Raw genomic sequence first — 19,395 nt, 5'->3', positions numbered from 1 at the left:
GGTCTCGCAACTGCTGAACACTGCGAAAGTCGCGTTTTGAACAGCGTCATCGAGATCGTCTCTCATTCAAGTACCCTGCGACCCTATGTGCGGGGTAGTTCGTCGCTTTCGTTGCGAACGTTTGTACTCGAGCTAGAGTGCCTTTCGGGATCACGATTGGGGAGAATCGTTGAAGGTCGATACTGAAATTTTGCGCATGTTCGCTGCATATCTCAGCAGCGCAAGCGCAGCGCTCGAGAGCCAGAACGTACTAGCACCGTTCGCTGAAGTTGAGTGTGCGCTTCCTGGCACCGGTTTCCAAGCCACGGTTGCAGCAGCATCTGGTGTGACAGCCACCGCCGTCCTCGGGCTATCGGGACGTATGGAGGCAGTGGCGCGTGTGGCCAGAGGCGTCGCCGGGACCTACGACACGACGGAAGTTGACTTCGTTTCGAAGTTGCAATCGATGGATACCGGTCGATGACGCCAACGGTTGCCGAAGTTTCGGGTTGGAGTCCGGCGTCGCTGATCAACGCCGGACGGCAGTTGGGCGGAATTGCTTTTGCCTTGGACTCTCAGCGTGCGGGTGTTCTGCAGGAGCAGAATGCACTTGCCGATACCTGGCATGGTGAAGCAGCTATTGCCGCAGCCGAGAGAGTAGTTGGCGAGTGCTCTCTGGTGAGTTCGGTAGCGGAACTCCTTCAATCCGTTGCCGATGAACTCACTGGGTCCGGTGGAATTGTCGACGGTGTTCGGAACCGCGTCGTTGAGGTGGTGTCTGACGCTACAACGCGATGCTTCGATGTCGAAGCTTCCGGCATGGTAAGCGCAGACAAAATGATCGCACTGTGTGCAGTAATTACGGGCCCGGCATTTGAAGATGCTGCATTGGCATTGCAGTTGGAGGCGGCCGAATTGACGCGACAGTTGCTCGAGGCTTTGCGGCAAGCCGAAGCGGCCGCGGAAGGCGTCTCGTCGAGGCTGGCAGTACACATTGCAATCGCGCAGGACCTGGCACTTCTGAGCAGCAACGGGAGTGTCGTAGAGGATGTCGACGGTGGATTCTCGTGGCAGCCCGACTATCCAGCTACCTTCGCTTCAGCGACAGTTGGTGTGATGACTGACGTGACTGGGAAGGGGTTGACCAGTGCGGCGGTGAGCTCGGTCGACGATGTGGGCAAACTGACCGGGAAGGGATTTGGCCCCGCGGGGGCAGTTCTTGGAGTCATACCAGCGATTCACAATGATATCGCCGGAGGGATGAGTCCGACCGCGGCGATCGTGACGGAAGGAGCCGCGGCGGCCGGTGGATATTTGGTCGGGTCGGTCGCCGGTGGAGTAGTGGGAACGTTCATCCCGATTCCTGTCGTGGGCACTGCGATTGGCGTTGGCGTTGGTGCTGCCCTGGGCGGTCTCGTTGCCTGGGGCGGTTCCAAAGTCATGCAGAATCTGTGGGATTGACATGGGTTCTGAAAGGGACTATCAGCAACCTCGCACAGATCTTCCAGTGCTGCAGTGGATTCCACGGTGGCCGCAGAGGATTCGGTGGACGGGTTTCTCGAGTGCAGTGTTCATTGCGGCGTTCGCCATACTGGTTTTCGTAGCGTTGTTCAAGGGAGTTGCCAACGGAAGTTGGCTGGCCACTGCCGGATTCGTCGGTCTCGCCATCGTGTTCGTGATCATGGCTGCACACATGTCGGGCACAGCTGGTATTCGGTACGTGTCACTTTCTCGACGCGTGAGAGGCTGTGATCACCCCCTCTACGGGACAGGCGTCGAGATCGGACAGCAAAGACTGGCCTACGCAGCCATGTTGACTGTTCTGGCTGGGGCGATGACCTACGGGTTCGCGGCAGTTTTCGCATGGGCCGTTGGCCAAGGCTCGACACTTCTACCTGCTGGTCGTGACGGTCGTACTGGTGCAATGATCGCCGGTGCAGCCGGCGTCGTTCTGTTGGCCGCAATGCTACTGCTTGTGCTCTTACGCAATGTTGTGACCATGTCGATCTTCGAAAGCGGACTTCACAGGACGGTAGCGAAATGGCGGTTCGGTCGAGTGCAGGTTGTAGACAGTTTTCTGCCATGGGAAGACATCGACGACGTCGTTGCCGATGACTATGTCGTCCACGTCGGTAAGTCGGTCGCGAACCCGATAATTCGTCTGAGCCATCACGACGCCGTCCTTGACGACACGTGTGTCGGACAGGATCAGAAAGGAGAACTGGTCGTGCTCGCGTACTACATGGTGTCCGAGCCGAACATGTTGCTGGCGCTGGTGAACTTTATGCGTCAAAACCCTGATGAGCGAACAGCAGTGACGCGAACGGACGCCGTCGAGATGCTGCGCCCGCCCCTATTGTCTACTCGTTTTCGGCTCTCCAGCCTATCGACGGGGTCCGCATAATCGGCGTGGACGAGCACAAGTGGAGACACGTGCGTGGACACGGCGAACCCAGTTTCGTCACGGCGATCTTGGATCTGACGCCGGTCCACGACGGGACCTTTCCCGCTCGTTTGCCGGCCATGGCCCCGGGGCGTTCCACCGCGGCGCTGTTGGACGGTCAGCGGCCGCGCCACTGGGGCGGGCGCTTTTCGAAGAATGCGCTGATGCCCTCGCTCATGTCTTCGGAGGCGCGAAAAACCTCGATGGCCTGTTCGGTGGCCTGCCAGCCGAGCTTGTCCTCGGCGGCCGTGATTGCACGCAGCGCGCGCAGGGTTTCCCCCACCGCTATGGGGGAGGACAGGCAGATGTCCTCGGCGAGCGCGAGCGCCCGCTCGAGCGCGCAGCCCGGCTCGGTCACCTCGTTGACCAGGCCCAGCTGGTATGCGCGTTCTGGTTCCAGGTGGCGGCCGGAGATGAGTAGCTCCCGCGCGATGTTCGGCGGCAGTGCCCGTGCGGCGCGGAAGAGTGCTCCCGAGGTAGCGACGAGTCCGCGTCGGGTCTCGGGAAGCCCGAAACGCGCTGTGCGGGAGGCGATGATCGCGTCGCAGGCGAGTGCGATCTCGAATCCGCCGCCGAGCGCGAGTCCTTCGACCGCGGCGATCAGCGGCGTGCGGCGCTCGCGCCGGATGACCCCGTACTCCCCGCCCCGCTCGGTCCGCAGGCTCACGCCCGCGCTGAGGTCGGTGCCCGCGCTGAACACCTGAGCGGTCCCGGTGATGACGCCGGCCCACAAATCCGGGTCGTCCTCGAGCCGGTTCAGCGCCGCGTCGATGCCCTCCGCGGTTGCCCGGTCGATGGCGTTGCGTTTGGCCTCCCGCTCGAGGCGGATGACCAGAACCCGGCCATGGAGCTCCTCGACGACGCTCATGCGCGCACCCAGGTTGCGGCTGTGGCGATGTCTGCCCGCGGGGTGCGGAAGGAGTTGGCGGGGTGCTCTTCGTCGGCGTAGCCGAACGAGATGGAACAGACCACCTTCCGGTCCTCGGGCAGGCCGAAGAACTCGCGCATGTAGGGCGCGCTACCGGCGAGCGCGGCCTGCGGGATCGTCGCCACGCCGAGGCTGTGCGCGGCGAGCAGGAAGGTGTTGACGTACAGGCCGCAGTCGACGGCTCCATAGGTCCCGAGGGCCTCGTCCGAGGTGATGACGGCGACATGGGGCGCACCGAACAGCTCGAAATTCTTCATCGTCTGCGCCGACGAGGCCTGGCGGTCGCCGGGCGCGATGCCCACGCTGGCGTACAGCTGCATCGCGCAGTCCTTACGGCGGACGCCGTAGTCACCCTGATACGCGGTGGGGAAGGGGAAGTCCGGCGCCTGCGGAGAGGACCGCACGTACTCGCCGAGGCCTTTCCTGAACCGTTCGGTGCCCTCACCCTCGGTGATCGACACCTGCCAGGGCTGGGTGTTGCACCAGGACGGGGTGCGCTGCGCCATCTCGAGGATCTGCTCGATCGTGCTGCGGGGCAAAGAGTCTGGGCGGAACGCGCGGCAACTGCTGCGCGTGTCGAGCAGTGCTTTCAGCTCGGAGTGGCGGCTGGGAGCCTGCGCCTCTATCACGATGGAACTCTCCTAATTCGATTGCTGGACAAGGGGGTAGCGTGGTGGGGCTAGTCGACGCCGATGGGCGTGTCGCCGACGATCGATATTCGCTCCATGACGCGTCGCGCCGGGAAGTAGTCGCTCGAGGCGTAGTGCTGGCTGGTGCGGTTGTCCCAGAAGGCGATCGTGTTCGGTTGCCAGCGCAGCCGAACCTGCAGCTCTGGGCGCATGGCGTGCCGGTAGAGCATGCGCAGCAGCTCGTTCGACTCGTCCGCCGAGACACCGAGGATGCGCTGGGTGAAGGCGACGTTGACGAACAGCACGCGTCGGCCGGTCTCGGGGATGACCCGCACCACCGGATGCGTGACGGGCGGGAATTGGGGTCGCAGCAAGTCGATCGCGTCCTGCGGCATTCCGGAGCCGAACGAGCGGAGCCAGTCGTGCTCGGCGTCGAGGTGGTCGATCCGTGCCTTGATGTCTTCGGGCAGCAGGTCGTACGCCGCGCCCATGTCGGCCCACAGCGTGTCCCCGCCGACCGGGGGGATCTCGACCGCGCGCAGGACCGCCGCGAACGAGGGCGTCCGATGCCAGGTGACGTCGTTGTGCCAGATGTTCTCGGCACCGACGGCGGTCGCGTCCTTGGCCAGCGTCGCGACGTCGATGTCGCTCTGTCCGGGCTGGGTGTACTTGTAGAACGGGTGCTGTTCGAGCTCTCCCCACCGTGCGGCGAACGCGCGGTGCTCCGTCCGCGTGATGTCCTGGTCGCGGAAGAACAGCACCTTCCACTCGAGCAGCGCGCGGCGCAATTCCGCAAGGACCTCCTCGGCGAGGTTCCCGCCGAGCTGGATGCCGGAGATCTCGGCGCCGATGGTGGGGGTCTGCGGATTCAGTGTGAACAGCTCGTAGGGTCGGTCGTCCGCGGCCGCCGCTAGACGGGGGGCGATGATCGGCCCGAAGTATCCCAGCGGGTCGGTCGGAGTGGGGGCCGCAGTGCCGGGAAGTGCGTATGTCATGGCTTGGCTCCTAGAGATACGGGGTGGGGGTCGAGACCGGGGCTTCGATCATGGCGGCGAGCGTGTCGACGAGGTTCGAGACGATCGCCGTGGTCTCGGCGTCGGTCCGTTCTGTGCCTTCCCGCGTGGCGAGGGCGGTCATGCTGAACATGACGGCGTTGTTGGTGCGCCAGGTCGCGATCTTTCCTGGCGCGGGGCAGAGCGCGACCAATAGCTGGTGGATGCGACGGTAGCTTTCCGCCTGAAGGTGTTTCTGGGTTACCTCGGCGAGCACGGGGTCGATCACCGCCTGCACGAGAAAGCGCGCATAGCGGCTGCCGGGTCGGCCGAGTGTCTCGGCGGCGAGGGGATGTACGAGGGCTTCCATGGCTTGTCGGACGGGCGTCGGATCGCTGGACCTCTCGATCTCCTCGAGTAGTTCTGTCCTGCGGGCATTGATGGGTCCCATGCGCGCCGCGACGAGGGCCTCGATGAGTCCCTCACGGGACCCGAAGTGGTACTTGGCCGCCGACTTGTTGGACTGGTCCGCCGCGAGTTGAACATCTTTGAGCGTGAGCGCGGGCAGTCCGCGTTCGGCGATGATCTGCTCGGCGGCGTCGATCATCGCGATTCGTGCCGTGATTTGGGTCACAAGATGTAGGTTAAGGTCGTAACCTTAAGCTGTCAAACGTCACCTGAGCTTGTACTGGCAGCGAAGTCTGGCATGCCTCCGACTGAAAGAAAGAGTGCGATATGGCCTTGCGTGCACTATCGGGAACCGGCCGCGTGTTGACCGCGTTCGCTGCGGTGGGACTACTCCTCGTGGGTTGTTCGAGCGGCGAATCCGTCTCGTCGGCGAGTTCGGAAAGCGTGGCCAACGGGCTCGTCGGGGTGCAGTCCGACGGTGATCCGAGTCCAGGCGGGACCATCGCTTACGCTGGCTACTCCTCGGTGAGCAGCCTGGACCCCGCCGCCCGTCAGGATGGCGGCTCCACTGGCGGCACCGAGATGGCCGCGCTCTACGACCTGTTGCTGCGTTATGACCAGGGCTCCTCCGAGTACGTACCCCAGCTCGCGGAGTCGATCGCGGCGAACGAGGACAACACCGTCTGGACCGTGAAGCTCCGCGACGGCGCCACCTTCAGCGACGGCACGCCTGTCGACGCGGCGGCGGTGACCTGGAGTATCGGGCGCTACCTGGAGAAAAAGGGCACTCACACGCAGGTGTGGGCGGCCTCGGTCGAGAAGACGCAGGCGACCGACGACTCGACGGTCACGTTCACGCTCAAGCGTCCGTGGCGGGAGTTCCCGGCACTGCTGACCAGCGGGCCGGGCATGGTCGTCGCGCCGTCGTCGATGGCCGGTGGCGAGTTCGCTCCCATCGGGGCGGGCCCGTTCACACTGGAGCGGTTCGCCTCGCAGGAGGAGCTGGTGCTGACGGCGCGGGCGGACTACTGGGGCGGCAAGCCGTACCTGGACTCCGTGCGCTTCCCTGCGATCGTCAACGAGACCACTCGTCTGGAGTCGGTGCAGTCCGACAACGTGCAGATCGCCTACCTGCGTAACCCCGAGAACGTGCACAAGGCGGAGGAAGCAGGTTTGCCCGGCGCGGTGTACACGGCCAACATGAGCGGCACGGTGATCATCAACAACCGTGAGGGCCGCCCGGGCGCGGACGAGCGGGTCCGCCGGGCGCTGGTCGCCGCGTACGACCCCGAACTGTTCAACCAGCGCGTGCAGAGCGACAGCGGAGTAGCGAACAGCGACATGTTCGCGCCGCAGTCGCGGTGGCACTCCGACGTCTCGGGCACCGGCTACGACCCGGACACGGCCCGCAGCCTGCTCGCCGAGGCCAAGGCCGATGGCTACGACGGCAAGATCACCTACGTGGGCACCAACGACCCCGAGACCCAGCGCAGCGCCCTCGCGATTCAAGCGATGCTCCAGGATGTGGGCTTCGAGGTGCAGATCACGTACGCCACCTCGATCAGCGACCTGGTCAAGATGCTGTACGCGCAGCACGATTACGACGTCTCCTACGCCGGCTTCAACGTGCTCGACGACGCGCCGTTCATTCGGATGTACGGCAACCTTCACAGCTCGTCCGCGTCCAACGTGCTCGGCTACGCCAACCCCGCCATGGACGAGCTACTGAGCCGTCTTCAGACGGCTCGCGACGATGACGACCAGCGCCAGACCCTGGCGGAGATCCAGACATTGGTCAACGAGACCGCGCCGATGGCGGTGACCGGTCCGTATCGGTTGTTCATGCCCTTTGCAGACAACGTGCGCGGTGTGCAAATGAGCTCGGACGGCATCTTGCTGTTCGACAAGGCATGGACCGAAAGCTGATCACGTCGTCCGGGGAGAGCGACGCGATGCGACGGCAACTGACCGAACCCGGACGATCGTCAGTTTTGTAGAGACAAATATCCCGGCTCTGTGCCGGTGCAGCCAATCGACCAACACTGGAGGACCTCGATGTACCCCGCACTGCACGCCCGCACCCATCCCGACCGCGTCGCCGTCCGGATGAGCGATGGCCCCGGCGTCACCTACGCCGAGCTCGACGAGCGATCCATCCGGCTGGCACGGGAACTGCGGGGGCGGGGTCTGCAAGTGGGCGACGGCATCGCGATCTTGTCCGAGAACCACGTCCGGTTCTTCGAGAGCTATTGGGCTGCCGTGCGTTCCGGTCTTTACATCACTGCGATCAACCGGCACAGCACGCCAGAAGAGGCCGCGTACATCATGGCGGACTCCGGTGCGAAGGTGCTGATCTGCTCGCACGGCCTGCGGGAGACCGCCGTTGGGCTGCTGCCGCTGCTCGACCCCGACGTGCACCGCATGATGTTCGACGGCGTGATCGACGGCGTCGAAACCTACGAGGACCTGCTGGGCCGGCAGTCGGCGGAGCCTCTCGACGACGAACCCCGCGGTCAGCTGATGCTCTATTCCTCCGGCACGACGGGCCGGCCCAAGGGCGTCAAGCGCGCGCTGACCGGCCTGCGGGTCGACGATGCGGCCGCACCCCGGAGTTCCGGCCTGGCCCGCAAGATCACCACGATCGACGAGGAGTCGGTGTACCTCGTGCCCGCGCCGCTGTATCACGCGGCGGCGTTCAACTGGTCGATCGCGGTGCAGGAGATCGGCGGCACCGTCGTGGTGATGCCGAAGTGGGATCCCGAGGAGTTCCTCGCGCAGATCGAGCGGCACCGCGTCACCCACACCCAGGTCGTCCCCACGATGATGGTGCGGCTGCTCAAGCTCGACCCGGAGATCCGCACTCGCCACGACCTGTCCTCGCTGCAGGGTCTGCTGCACTCGGCCGCGCCGTGCCCGGTCGACGTCAAGCGGCAGATGTTGGACTGGCTGGGCCCGATCGTCGACGAGTACTACACCGGTACCGAGGGAATCGGCGTCACGTTCATTGCGGCGCGGGACTGGGGGGAGCGGCCGGGCACCGTCGGCCGGTCGGTGACGGGCGTGATCCATATCTGCGACGACGACGGTGCGGAGGTGGGCACGGGGGAGGTCGGGACCGTCTACTTCGCGCGGGACGACGTACCTTTCAACTATCACAATGACGACGTGAAGACCGCCGGCGCGATGCACCCGGACCGGCCCACGTGGTGGACGATCGGCGACATGGGCCGCGTCGACGCCGACGGCTACCTGTACCTGACCGACCGCAAGGCGTTCATGATCATCTCCGGCGGCGTCAACATCTACCCCGCCGAGATCGAGGGCCACATGATCATGCACCCGGCGGTCGCCGACGTCGCGGTGTTCGGCCTGCCCGACGCGGACATGGGCGAGTACGTGCACGCCGTCGTGCAGCCGGCGGAGGGCAGCGTTCCTGGTCCTGAGCTGGCGGCGCAACTCCTGGAGTTCGCGCGTGAGGGGCTCTCGCGGTTCAAGGTGCCACGAGTCCTCGACTTCCGGGACGTGTTGCCCCGGATGGAGTCCGGCAAACTCCGCAAGGACGTCTTGCGGGCGGACTACCTTCCCGTGTGAGCTCAGAGAGGGGCCGTGTCGGTGCGGGGTGTAAAATTTTCGTCCCGCTATCGACACCTGTAGCTTTGTGTCGATCAGGTCGAATGTGGCCGCGGCACAACGGGATGCCCACTGAAGATCGAAATACGGTTGAAAGAGTTGATGGTGATCGCGGTGAGGATCAGCAACGAAATCTCGTCGTCGGAGAGAGATTGCCGAACCAGCTCGTAGTCTTCGTCGCTCAAGTGTTCGTCGCTCACCAGAGTGACGGCTTCGGCGATGTGCAGGGCCGCACGTTCTTTCACGGTGTACAGGGTGGTTTCGCGCCAGCTGGGTAGGACCGCGACGCGTTGCGGGGTTTCACCAGCCTTGAACGCTGCGGCGCTGTGGACGTCGAGGCAGAAGGCGCAACCGTTGATTTGCGAAACTCGGAGGTTGACCAATTCCGAAATTATGCGATCGAGCCCCATGTCCGCGGCCTGCGAGCGGAGTTCGGCGGCAGCAGCGGCCATTGCCTTGTATACCGTTGGGCTTTGCTTGTCGATGAACACTCTGGACCCTGCGGTCACTTGTTCTCGGCCCCGGCGATCTCGAGTGCGGCGGGCGTCACCGGGTCGACGACGTCGTCGAATTCGTGGTGTTTTTCGACGAATTTGGCAACGTACGAGCAGACCGGGACTATGCGCTTACCGGCATCGCGGGTGCGACTCAACGCAGCGGTTACCAATTCTCCGGCCAGGCCTCGTCCGGAATACTGATCGTCGACCACAGTGTGATGAAAGATCCGCTGGTTGTCGGCATCGATGTAGGCCGCGAACCCAGCACGCTGTCCGTCCACATGGATTTCGTAACGGTTGTGATCGGGAGCATCGACTACTGTCGACCCGTGGCCGTCGTTGTTCTGGTCTCCGTTGGTCATGATCCCACTATGCCCCAGAACGCCGGGCTGTCGTCCGAATCGGCATCCCGGATGTCACGAGATGAGGGTCGGTTGTGAGCAACCTGGAAGCATCGCCGCAGGAATTGTCGTGTGAATCGCGTCCTGATCGAGTCGTACAAGTTCTCGAGTCGCGGGAAGTCCCTTTGGGTGGTCCTCGCGCAATGACCGTCCGGCGCACTCTGCCGCAGCGTGCTCGATCATTGATCGGGGCATGGTGTTTCGTGGACCAATACGGACCCGATGACGTCTCTACCGGAGTTGGCATGCAGGTCCCGGGTCATCCGCATACCGGGCTGCAAACCGTGTCGTGGCTTTTTCGCGGTGAAATCGAGCATCGTGACACCACTGGAACCCACGCGATGGTCCGCCCCGGCGAATTGAACGTGATGACTGCGGGCACAGCAATAGCGCACTCGGAATTCTCGACACCGGACACTTCCATCCTGCACGGTGTGCAGTTGTGGATCGCATTGCCTGCCGATCACCGGTTCACCGAACCTGCCTTTCACCATTACGTTCCGCCGATAGTCGAGAACGACGGGGTGCGTGCAGCGGTCTTTCTAGGATCGATGTTCGGACAGACGTCGCCCGTCGAAATGTTCAGCCCCTTGGTGGGAGCCGAGATCATCGTGCCGGCGGGGAGCACTGCGCGCCTCGATGTCGATGTCACATTCGAACATGGCGTCCTCGTCGACACGGGTGAAGTCACCGTGTCCGGCGTGGCAGCCACCACAGGGCAATTGATCTATCACGAGCCCGGGGTCGAGACGATCACCGTGCACGCATCCACAGATGTCGACGCACGAGTTCTGCTCCTGGGAGGCGAACCGCTGAACGAGCGAATCATCATGTGGTGGAACCTCATCGGTCGCAGTCATGAGGAGATAGTCCGGTTCCGCACGGAGTGGGAGCAGGCGCGTCGGGACAATTCATCGGCCACGCACTACGGGGCGTTCCCCGCGGAATGGGAAAGCACGCTGCCTGCACCGGAATTGCCGAACACCCGGTTGCAACCGCGCAAATGTGATGGCGTCGGCAGAGGCTGAGCAGGTACGAGTGAACCCGACGTGAGTGCAACGCAGTGCTACTGAACCAGCAGCAGTGGGCAAACGCTCGGTGACGCGCAACTCGGCAGACCGAACACCCTTTTTGCAAACCCCGCATACGTGCTCGGACAGGAATGTGGCGCGTAGGTCGGTAAAAACGGTGTCCGGTCCACGCGCGCCAACTGTTGCGTGGTTCATGAGAAACTGACCCCATGAGTATCGGAACCTTGATTCTGCTCCGCCACGGCGAGAGTGAATGGAACTTCTCCAACCAGTTCACCGGGTGGGTCGATGTCCGCTTGACGGACAAGGGAGAGGCCGAAGGCAAGCGTGCCGGCGAGCTCCTTGTCGACGCGAACCTCCTGCCCGACGTGCTGTACACCTCCCTTCTGCGCCGAGCGATCAGCACGGCCAACCTCGCGCTCGACGCAGCGGACCGGCATTGGATCCCCGTCGTTCGTGACTGGCGTCTCAACGAGCGCCACTACGGTGCGCTGCAGGGATTGAACAAGGCGGAGACCAAGGACAAGTACGGCGACGAGCAGTTCATGCTGTGGCGTCGTAGCTACGACACGCCGCCGCCCGCGATCGAAGCCGGCAGCAAGTACAGCCAGGACGCGGACCCGCGCTACGCCGACCTGCCGACCGTGCCGCTGACCGAATGCCTGAAGGACGTCGTCGACCGGCTCATCCCGTACTTCGAGGACACGATCGTCGCCGAGCTGAAGGCAGGCAAGAACGTTCTGGTCGCCGCGCACGGCAACTCACTGCGGGCGCTGGTGAAGTATCTCGACGAGATTTCCGACGCCGATATCGCGGCACTGAACATTCCTACCGGCATTCCGCTGCGCTACGACTTCGAAGCCGGCGAGGGCAAGCTGGTTCCGAGCAACAGGGGAGGAACATACCTGGACCCCGAAGCGGCGGCAGCGGGAGCGGCAGCCGTCGCCAATCAGGGCGGAAAATAGGGGCTTCGATGGTTCGGCGGCTCCATTCGGTGTCCGATACCCCGAACTTCAGGTGAACGGTCGAAGAACACTGTCGGCGAGGACGGTTGCCACCAGGGGATTGCCTGCGCCCTGCGTATACGAGCTCCTCATCGAACGTACGATTCCGGTGTGAGTGTTGCATCAGCTGTGCTGCTGGCTATCGCAGCGGCCTTCGTTGGGTACCTCGTCGGCGGTGTTCTGATCCCGTACCTCTCGACTCGGCACGCGGCGCGGACACGCGCGGCATCGGGATTGACGATGCCGCAGGTGCTGGACCTGATCATTCTCGCTTCGGAGAGCGGCATCGCCGTCGTCGACAGGTTTCACGACGTCGTCCTGTCGAATCCGAGGGCGGAGGAACTCGGTCTGGTGCGCAATCGACTCATCGAGGGTCGTGCGTGGGAAGCAGCACAAAAAGTTCTCGGCGACGGGAATCCCGTCGAAGTCGACATCAGTTCGAGGGAAGCCAGGACGACGACGGGCCGCGACCGGATGGCGGTGCGGTGCGTGGCTCGGCTGCTGAGCAAAGAGGACCAACGTTTCGTTGTCCTGTTCGCCGACGACGACTCCGAGCAGGCCCGGATGGAAGCGACGCGTCGGGACTTCGTCGCCAACGTCAGCCACGAATTGAAGACACCCGTCGGCGCGATGAGCCTGCTGGCCGAAGCACTACTCGAATCCGCAGACGACCCCGACTCGGTCCGCCATTTCGGCGGTAAGGTCGTCGCCGAATCCAAGAGACTGGGCAGCATGGTGAGCGAGCTGATCGCACTCTCGCGCCTGCAGGGGGCCGAAAGGCTCCCCGACCTCGACGTCGTGGATGTCGATACCGTCGTCAACGAAGCGCTCGATCGGTCCAAGCTCGCATCGGAGAATGCCGGAATCAGCGTCACCACGGACCACCCGAGCGGCCTCGAAGTACTGGGGGACCAGGCGCTACTCGTGACGGCCCTCGCCAACCTGATTCAGAACGCGATCGCGTACTCGCCCGATGGTTCACCGGTTTCGGTGAGTCGAGGACTTCGTGGCTCGAATGTTGCGTTCGCGGTTACGGATCGGGGAATCGGCATCGCCAAGGAAGACCAGGAGCGGGTCTTCGAGCGATTCTTCCGCGTCGACAAAGCGCGTTCGAGAGCCACCGGCGGCACCGGCCTCGGTCTGGCGATCGCCAAACACGTCGCAGCCAACCACAACGGCAGTCTTTCGTTGTGGAGCAAGCTCGGCACCGGATCCACCTTCACCCTGCAGATCCCGGCGTACTTCGAAGAAGACGACCCTGCGTCGACAGAAAGAGAGACACAGTGACCAACGTGCTTATCGTCGAGGACGAGGAATCGTTGGCCGAGCCTTTGGCCTTCATCCTTCGGAAGGAGGGTTTCGAGGTCACCGTCGCCGTAGACGGCCCTTCGGCCCTCGCAGAATTCGATCGGGCAGGCGCGGATATCGTGCTCCTCGATCTGATGCTTCCGGGCATGAGCGGAACGGACGTATGCAAGCAATTGCGTTCGCGCTCAGGTGTTCCCGTCATCATGGTGACGGCGCGTGACAGTGAGATCGACAAGGTGGTCGGACTCGAACTCGGCGCGGACGACTACGTCACCAAGCCTTATTCCGCCAGAGAGTTGATCGCACGTATCCGTGCGGTATTGCGTCGAGGCAACGATGCCGAACTCGACGGCATCGCCGACACCGGTGTGCTCGAAGCCGGACCTGTTCGCATGGACGTCGAACGGCACGTGGTGCTGGTGAACACCGAGCAGATCACGTTGCCGCTCAAGGAATTCGACCTGCTCGAATATTTACTGCGCAACTCCGGGCGGGTACTCACCCGCGGTCAGTTGATCGATCGGGTGTGGGGTGCGGACTACGTCGGCGACACCAAAACCCTTGATGTGCACGTCAAACGGCTGCGATCGAAGATCGAGGCGGATCCGGCCAAACCTGAACGTCTCGTCACCGTGCGCGGGTTGGGCTACAAACTCGAGGGGTAGATGACCGCCTCGTAGGCGAGTGGAAGTGCTTGTTCGCGAAGTATTTCCACTCGCCTGGGCTACTTCGTCCGCTGCGCCTCGCGGGTTGCCGGGTGGACCGCGATGAGGCCCAATCCACGACGACGCTTGCACAACGACGCCAACTCTTCGTACGCAGGCTTTCCGAGCATCTCGGTCAGTTCGGGCTTGTACGACTCGAAAACCTGCTTCTCTCCGACGTGCGCGTCGGGCGAGCCGGAGCAGTACCAGGAAAGGTCGTGGCCGCCCTCGCCCCAACCGCGACGATCGTATTCGCCGATGGTCGTCTTGAGAATCTCTGTGCCGTCGGGCCGGGTGATCCAATCCTGCGTGCGTCGGATGGGTAATTGCCAACACACGTCGGGTTTGACCTTGAGCGGCTCGATGCCTTTGCGTAGGGCCATCGAGTGCAGCGCACAACCGATGCCGCCGGCGAACCCAGGACGGTTCTGGAAAATGCACGCACCCTTGTACCGACGTGTGCGCAGCGATTGCTCGTCGTCGAGGTCGTCGAGTTCGACGTAACCCTTCTTCCCGAGCCCCTTGTCCATCAGTTGCCAGTCTTCCGGCGTGAGTAGCTTCACGGACTCGTCGAGCTTGCGCTTGTCGTCGTCATCGGACAGGAAGGCGCCATGTGAGCAACAACCGTCGTCTGGGCGACCGGCAACCGTGCCCTGGCAGGCCGGAGTGCCGAAGACACACGTCCAATTGGACAGAAGCCATGTCAGATCGGCCGCAATGACGTGCTCGGCGTTGTCGGGATCGGGAAATTCCACCCATTCGCGGGGAAAATCGAGATCAACTTCTGCAGCAAAAGTCTGCTGCCCACTACCTGGTGTCACAAGAGAGGACGGTAGACCCAGTACCGTGGTCATGTGCGATTAGGGGTGCTCGACGTCGAATGCAACACCACACATCCATCGGTGATGGGTGCGGTTGTCGGTGGCCGCCCCGACCCTGAACTTCCCGCGAACGAACGCTTCGCCGTTCCACGGGGTGGGCTCGAATCGGAACTGCCGACGGATTTACCGGCTGCGGGCGAGCCGGACCGTACGGTGGGAACGTCGAGGACGAGTCGATCGTTGGTCCGAATGCCGGGCGCTGACCGTGCAGGATGGGGAGGCGCCGGTGTCGATCGATCACCACAGTCGGTGTCAGGAGCGTTGGTAGCGGAGGCGAGCATGCGAGCACTGTCGATCGACCCGATCGAAATCCGTCCGAGGGCGCTGAGGGAAGGTTTGATTGTGCGGAAGCTGGACACCGAAACGACCGGCGATCCGGTAGTGAGTTCGAAATGACGAGCAACAATGCAAACCCGGAGGACACCGGGCAGATCTCCGTTGCCGAGTTACTTGCGCGAAACGGTCAGAAGTCGAACCTCAATTCGGGCGGGCGCCGCCGTCGAGGCGTCAAGGGCGGTATCTCCGTCGCCGAGCTGACCGGGGAAATCCCAGTCGTGCGCGACGAGCCGGCCTCTGCCGAAGCGCCGGTTCTCGAACAGCCGCGAGCCGCCGCGCCTGCGCCGTCACCACAGCCGTCGTCCAAGCCGCAGTTTCAGCAGTCGACTCGTTGGCAGCAGGAGCCGGAACTGTTGTCGGGATCGACGACAGCTGCAGCCGATCTGCTGAATCAGGCACACGACGAGAACGAACGTCGGCCCTACGGGTCGGCTGCTCCGCAGCGACCGGTGCCGGTCCGTTCGCGTAAGGAACCAGTGTCACGTCCGGACCAAGTGTCACGTCCGGACCCAGTGTCGCGTCCGGACCCAGTGTCGCGTGAAGACACGGTGGGGAAGCCGAGCCAGGAAGCGAAACCGGTCGCGCGCAGTTCCCGCACGTCCGGCTTCGTTCAACGCAGCCGGTTCTCACGCACCGAAGCAGATGCTGTTCCGAAGACCGACGTGGTCGACAAGCCGTCGCAGGACCGGCCGCGTGCGGCCGATCAGCCCAGCACCGCCGCGATGCCGGCCCAGTCGCGACCGCAACCCTCCGACCCGGTCCGGCCCAGGACGCCAACGAACCCGGTCGTGGCAGCTGAAAAGAAGGCAGCTGAAAAGAAGGCAGCCGAAAAGAAGGCAGCCGAAAAGAAGGCGCCGGAAGCCGAAAAGAAGACATCATCGTCGCCCGCTGCAGCACCGACACTGGATGCGAAGCCGAAGTTCGGGAGAGCGTTCGACCGCCGCGCGGCATCGAAGCCCGACGACGCTGTGACCGAGGTGACCGATGCCGTCGTCCTCGAGCCGGTCGACAAGAAGGTCGAGCCGGTCGACAAGAAGGTCGAGCCGGTCGACAAGAAGGTCGAGCCGGTCGACACGAAGGATGAGAAAGATCAGGTAGTCGCCGAGGACGATCTCGCGACGGAGGGCGCGGACGCCTCGAAGGAACGATCCGACAAGAAGAACGCTGCCAAGCAATGGCTTGCACTCGTAGGACAGGGCACCGTCGCAATCGTGGTGGGCGCACTGTTGTTCAAGGGCTTCGAGAAGCTCTGGGACATGCTGCCGTGGGTTGCCCTGGCTTTGGCAGTTCTCGTCATCGTCGGGTTGGTAGCCGTGGTGCGAATTCTGCGTCGAACGGATGATTTGCTCAGCATGGTGATAGCCATTGCGGTCGGGGTGTTCGTGACGCTGGGACCGCTGGCGTTTCAATTGAGTACGGGCTGAGTCGACGGTGGCGTCGAAAGGCTTGGTAGCGGTCGGATTATCGACAGCTTCGGTGTATCCGCAGAACACCGAGGCGGCGTTTCGCTACGCGGCAGAGCTGGGCTACGACGGCGTCGAGCTGATGGTATGGGCCGAATCGGTGAGTCAGGAAGTCGACGCCGTTGCTTCGCTTTCTCGTAAGTATTCGATTCCGGTGCAGGCCATCCATGCCCCTTGCCTGTTGATTTCTCAGCGAGTGTGGGGCGCCGACCCGGTCGCAAAACTGGAACGTTCGGTGCAGGCTGCCGAGAAGTTGGGTGCATCGACAGTGGTGGTGCATCCGCCGTTTCGGTGGCAGCGGAAGTACGCGGACGGATTTGCCGATCAGGTGGCGGACCTCGAGATGGGTTCGGACGTCGTGGTCGCCGTCGAGAACATGTTCCCGATGCGTGCGGATCGGTTGTTCGGGCGCAAGGAGGGATCTGCCGCGAGGCTTCGCAAGCGTGGCGGCCCGGGTGCTGCGCTTTCGGCGTTCGCGCCGTCCTACGACCCGACCGATTCCGGGCACGCGCACTACACGCTGGATCTGTCACACACGGCAACTGCCGGGACCGATGCGATCGAGATGATGGATCGCATGGGTGCGGGCCTGGCGCATCTTCATCTGGCCGACGGTAGGGGCGCGTCGGTCGACGAGCATCTCATCCCCGGGCACGGCGAACAACCGTGTGCCGAGGTGTGTACGGAGTTGGTGCGTCGAGGATTTCGCGGGCAGGCCGTCATCGAGATCAATACGCAGAACGCGCGCACGCTGCCCGAGCGGGCCTCGATGCTCGAACAGGCCTTGGCATTCGCTCGGCGGTATCTCGGGTAGTTCGGCTCTCGCGACAGCGCGATCGATTTCGGACTCACACGGTGGGGGAATCGCCGAGTCCGACCTGGCGAGGATCCCGTCGGAATCTACGCGCACAAAATTTTCACTGACCCAGACTTCACCCCCACGAAAGGCCCGACCGATGACCGAACCCAGCCCCTTTCGTTCGGCTACAGCATTGACGACCCTCGCCCGCACCGACGTCGAGGGTTCCTTCGCAGCAGTGATCGACTCCATCTGGACCATCGGCCCCAAGGTGCACGGTGGCACGATGCTTGCCACCTGTGCGGCGGCAGCGAAGGCTCAGCTCGGCGACGCGCAAGCGCAACCTCTCGCTGTCAGCGTCAGTTACTTGAATGCGCCCGACCCCGGCCAGGTGGATCTGACGACGATCGTGCGCAAGCGTGGCAAGCAAGTGTCGAGCGTCGACGTCGAAATGTCTCAGGCCGGCCGGGTGGCTGTGCGGGCCGTCGTCACTCTGGGGCGCCCGGACACCGACTCGCCCCGTCACGAAGTTCCCTCGGCGCTCGCGTCGATGCCGATCGAACCCCCGGCGGATGCCGATGCGGTCGGCGGGGAACATCCGATGGCGTCGGTAGTGCACCTGGCGCAGGGGTGCGATATGAGAATCGACCCGACATCGGCGCACTTTCTGACCGGTAGACAGGGCGAATCGGAGATTCGTATGTGGGTCCGGCCTCGTCCGGGCGACGAAGCCGATGTCGACACCGCAGTCCTGTTCGCACACATGACCGGTGACATCTGCGCACCCGTGACGATGAACCGCGGACTGTTCGGCTGGGCTCCGACCGTGCAGTTGACGTCCTACCTTCGTCGTAACCCCGCTCACGGCTGGTTGCGGGTAGCTGCGAGCAGCACCGTGATCGGCGCTACGTGGTTCGAAGAAGATCATCTGGTGTTGGACTCGACCGGAGCCGTGGTCGTGCAGAGTAGGCAGCTGGCGATGGTCCCGCGCTAGGCACGGTGGGGTCGCCTCTAGAGTTGCAGCTATGACGAGAATTGCTGTAATCGGCGGTGGCCGCATAGGCGAGGCGCTGATCGCGGGATTGCTGGAGTCCGGGCACCCCGTCCGCGACCTGGTGGTAGCGGAGAAGTTCGAGGCCCGAGCCCGCGAGTTGGCCTCGGCGTTCGGGATCCTGACGGCGTCGATCGCGGAGGCATCGGAGAACGCCGATGTCATCGTGCTGGCGGTCAAGCCTGGCGATGTGGATGCCGTACTCACCGAGGTCGCCAAGATCGACCTGGACGGAGAACGCGAACAACTGATCGTCTCGCTCGCCGCCGGGGTGCCGACTTCCAAGTTCGAGTCCAAGCTTCCAGCAGGCTTCCCGGTCGTCCGGGTGATGCCGAATACGCCGATGCTCGTGGGCGAAGGCATGAGCGCGTTGGCCCCGGGTCGACACGCGAAGACCGAGCACCTCGCACTCGTACGAACCATTCTGTCCTCGGTCGGCAAGGTGGTGACGGTGAAGGAGTCTCAGCTCGACGCCGTCACCGCTGTTTCCGGGTCCGGTCCGGCGTACTTTTTTCTCATCGCCGAGGCGATGATCGACGCGGGTGTCGGCCTCGGATTGGCCCGGGATGTGTCCACTTCTCTCGTCGTTCAGACGATGTTGGGGTCCGCGGCGATGCTCGATCGGTCCGAAGAGTCCGCAACGGAGCTTCGTTACGCGGTAACTTCTCCCGGCGGCACGACGGCCGCAGCAGTGCGTGAATTGGAAACAAATGGCCTCCGAGCAGCGTTTTTCGACGCTTTGGGGGCCGCGAAGCGCAGATCCACTGAGATGGGCATCACAGCCGAATAGAGATTTGATTGCCCACACCCGTCGCAGTAACCCCATTGGTCCCGCTAAGCTCATCGGTAGCACGTGCGTGTCTGTTCGGCAGGAGGGGAAGCCTGCCGCGCGAGACGTGCCGGAGGTAAGT

General features: G+C 63.4%; 20 protein-coding genes and 2 pseudogenes. 15 read left to right on the top strand and 7 right to left on the bottom strand.

The window, feature by feature from the left end; translation table 11 throughout:
• Positions 1–169 precede the first annotated feature (169 nt).
• From BJI47_RS05900 to BJI47_RS24455, 4 genes and pseudogenes are all read left to right on the top strand, one after another.
• Positions 170–463 (top strand): hypothetical protein, encoded by a 294-nt coding sequence (locus BJI47_RS05900; protein ID WP_125458665.1) that lies wholly within the window; start codon positions 170–172, stop codon positions 461–463.
• Entirely contained in the window at positions 460–1,440 is a 981-nt protein-coding gene (locus tag BJI47_RS05895) for a hypothetical protein (RefSeq protein WP_088942842.1), read from the top strand. The genes BJI47_RS05900 and BJI47_RS05895 overlap by 4 nt, the downstream gene beginning before the upstream one ends.
• Position 1,441: 1 nt before the next feature.
• Positions 1,442–2,383, top strand: a complete 942-nt coding sequence (locus BJI47_RS05890; protein WP_088942841.1) for a hypothetical protein — start codon at positions 1,442–1,444, stop codon at positions 2,381–2,383.
• Positions 2,368–2,520, top strand: a pseudogene (locus BJI47_RS24455) (ISL3 family transposase); the annotation flags it as partial. The gene BJI47_RS05890 and the pseudogene BJI47_RS24455, both read left to right, overlap by 16 nt.
• 20 nt (positions 2,521–2,540) lie before the next feature.
• Here the strand turns inward: BJI47_RS24455 and BJI47_RS05885 are convergent.
• From BJI47_RS05885 to BJI47_RS05870, 4 genes are read right to left on the bottom strand one after another with little or no spacing between them, the layout of a single operon-like run.
• Positions 2,541–3,290: an enoyl-CoA hydratase-related protein gene (locus BJI47_RS05885; RefSeq protein WP_088942840.1), complete on the bottom strand. Its 750-nt coding sequence runs from the start codon at positions 3,288–3,290 to the stop codon at positions 2,541–2,543.
• Positions 3,287–3,979, bottom strand: coding sequence for a nitroreductase (locus BJI47_RS05880; protein WP_176224690.1), 693 nt, complete (start codon positions 3,977–3,979; stop codon positions 3,287–3,289). Before BJI47_RS05880 ends, BJI47_RS05885 begins: the two co-directional genes overlap by 4 nt.
• 50 nt (positions 3,980–4,029) lie before the next feature.
• The gene (locus BJI47_RS05875) at positions 4,030–4,974 is read right to left on the bottom strand and encodes a TauD/TfdA family dioxygenase (protein WP_088942839.1); all 945 of its coding nucleotides are present in this window, start codon (positions 4,972–4,974) and stop codon (positions 4,030–4,032) included.
• Between the two features lie 10 nt (positions 4,975–4,984).
• A complete protein-coding gene (locus BJI47_RS05870) occupies positions 4,985–5,605 on the bottom strand; it encodes a TetR/AcrR family transcriptional regulator (protein WP_254900412.1) in 621 nt (206 codons plus the stop codon).
• Between the two features lie 101 nt (positions 5,606–5,706).
• Here BJI47_RS05870 and BJI47_RS05865 point away from each other — a divergent pair, with 101 nt between their 5' ends.
• Together BJI47_RS05865 and BJI47_RS05860 are read left to right on the top strand one after the other, a co-directional pair.
• The gene (locus BJI47_RS05865; RefSeq protein ID WP_088942838.1) at positions 5,707–7,305 is read left to right on the top strand and encodes an ABC transporter substrate-binding protein; all 1,599 of its coding nucleotides are present in this window, start codon (positions 5,707–5,709) and stop codon (positions 7,303–7,305) included.
• Positions 7,306–7,434: 129 nt separating this feature from the next.
• Positions 7,435–8,970, top strand: a complete 1,536-nt coding sequence (locus tag BJI47_RS05860; RefSeq protein WP_088942837.1) for an acyl-CoA synthetase — start codon at positions 7,435–7,437, stop codon at positions 8,968–8,970.
• A gap of 74 nt (positions 8,971–9,044) precedes the next feature.
• On the opposite strand, the gene BJI47_RS05855 is transcribed toward BJI47_RS05860, so the two are convergent.
• Both BJI47_RS05855 and BJI47_RS05850 read right to left on the bottom strand, forming a co-directional pair.
• Positions 9,045–9,518 (bottom strand): carboxymuconolactone decarboxylase family protein, encoded by a 474-nt coding sequence (locus BJI47_RS05855; protein WP_254900411.1) that lies wholly within the window; start codon positions 9,516–9,518, stop codon positions 9,045–9,047.
• Positions 9,515–9,868: a GNAT family N-acetyltransferase gene (locus BJI47_RS05850; RefSeq protein ID WP_088942835.1), complete on the bottom strand. Its 354-nt coding sequence runs from the start codon at positions 9,866–9,868 to the stop codon at positions 9,515–9,517. Before BJI47_RS05850 ends, BJI47_RS05855 begins: the two co-directional genes overlap by 4 nt.
• A gap of 74 nt (positions 9,869–9,942) precedes the next feature.
• Between BJI47_RS05850 and BJI47_RS05845 the strand changes: the two genes are divergently transcribed.
• The 4 genes from BJI47_RS05845 to BJI47_RS05830 all read left to right on the top strand — a co-directional run bounded on the left by BJI47_RS05845 (position 9,943) and on the right by BJI47_RS05830 (position 13,915).
• Complete coding sequence (locus BJI47_RS05845) at positions 9,943–10,935, top strand: pirin family protein (protein ID WP_088942834.1); 993 nt, start codon at positions 9,943–9,945, stop codon at positions 10,933–10,935.
• A gap of 212 nt (positions 10,936–11,147) precedes the next feature.
• A complete protein-coding gene (locus tag BJI47_RS05840; RefSeq protein ID WP_088942833.1) occupies positions 11,148–11,903 on the top strand; it encodes a phosphoglyceromutase in 756 nt (251 codons plus the stop codon).
• Between the two features lie 150 nt (positions 11,904–12,053).
• The gene (locus BJI47_RS05835; RefSeq protein ID WP_088942832.1) at positions 12,054–13,229 is read left to right on the top strand and encodes a cell wall metabolism sensor histidine kinase WalK; all 1,176 of its coding nucleotides are present in this window, start codon (positions 12,054–12,056) and stop codon (positions 13,227–13,229) included.
• A complete protein-coding gene (locus BJI47_RS05830; RefSeq protein ID WP_088942831.1) occupies positions 13,226–13,915 on the top strand; it encodes a response regulator transcription factor in 690 nt (229 codons plus the stop codon). The genes BJI47_RS05835 and BJI47_RS05830 overlap by 4 nt, the downstream gene beginning before the upstream one ends.
• Positions 13,916–13,974: 59 nt before the next feature.
• Here the strand turns inward: BJI47_RS05830 and BJI47_RS05825 are convergent, their stop codons facing one another.
• A complete protein-coding gene (locus tag BJI47_RS05825; protein WP_088942923.1) occupies positions 13,975–14,775 on the bottom strand; it encodes a hypothetical protein in 801 nt (266 codons plus the stop codon).
• Between the two features lie 192 nt (positions 14,776–14,967).
• Between BJI47_RS05825 and BJI47_RS05820 the strand changes: the two are divergent.
• From BJI47_RS05820 to proC, 5 genes and pseudogenes are all read left to right on the top strand, one after another.
• Positions 14,968–15,231, top strand: a pseudogene (locus BJI47_RS05820) (hypothetical protein); the annotation flags it as partial.
• The gene (locus BJI47_RS24025; RefSeq protein ID WP_176224689.1) at positions 15,228–16,595 is read left to right on the top strand and encodes a hypothetical protein; all 1,368 of its coding nucleotides are present in this window, start codon (positions 15,228–15,230) and stop codon (positions 16,593–16,595) included. The pseudogene BJI47_RS05820 and the gene BJI47_RS24025, both read left to right, overlap by 4 nt.
• A gap of 7 nt (positions 16,596–16,602) precedes the next feature.
• The gene (locus BJI47_RS05810; RefSeq protein ID WP_176224688.1) at positions 16,603–17,448 is read left to right on the top strand and encodes a sugar phosphate isomerase/epimerase; all 846 of its coding nucleotides are present in this window, start codon (positions 16,603–16,605) and stop codon (positions 17,446–17,448) included.
• A 142-nt stretch (positions 17,449–17,590) separates the two neighbouring features.
• Positions 17,591–18,427, top strand: a complete 837-nt coding sequence (locus tag BJI47_RS05805; RefSeq protein ID WP_088942829.1) for a thioesterase family protein — start codon at positions 17,591–17,593, stop codon at positions 18,425–18,427.
• Between the two features lie 31 nt (positions 18,428–18,458).
• The gene (gene proC, locus BJI47_RS05800; RefSeq protein WP_088942828.1) at positions 18,459–19,274 is read left to right on the top strand and encodes a pyrroline-5-carboxylate reductase; all 816 of its coding nucleotides are present in this window, start codon (positions 18,459–18,461) and stop codon (positions 19,272–19,274) included.
• Positions 19,275–19,395: the final 121 nt, after the last annotated feature.

This window comes from Rhodococcus sp. 1168, assembly GCF_002091955.1.
Lineage (GTDB): Bacteria > Actinomycetota > Actinomycetes > Mycobacteriales > Mycobacteriaceae > Rhodococcoides.
The sequence above is the reverse complement of the archived record's forward strand: the minus strand, read 5'-3'. Positions and strand labels throughout refer to the sequence as shown.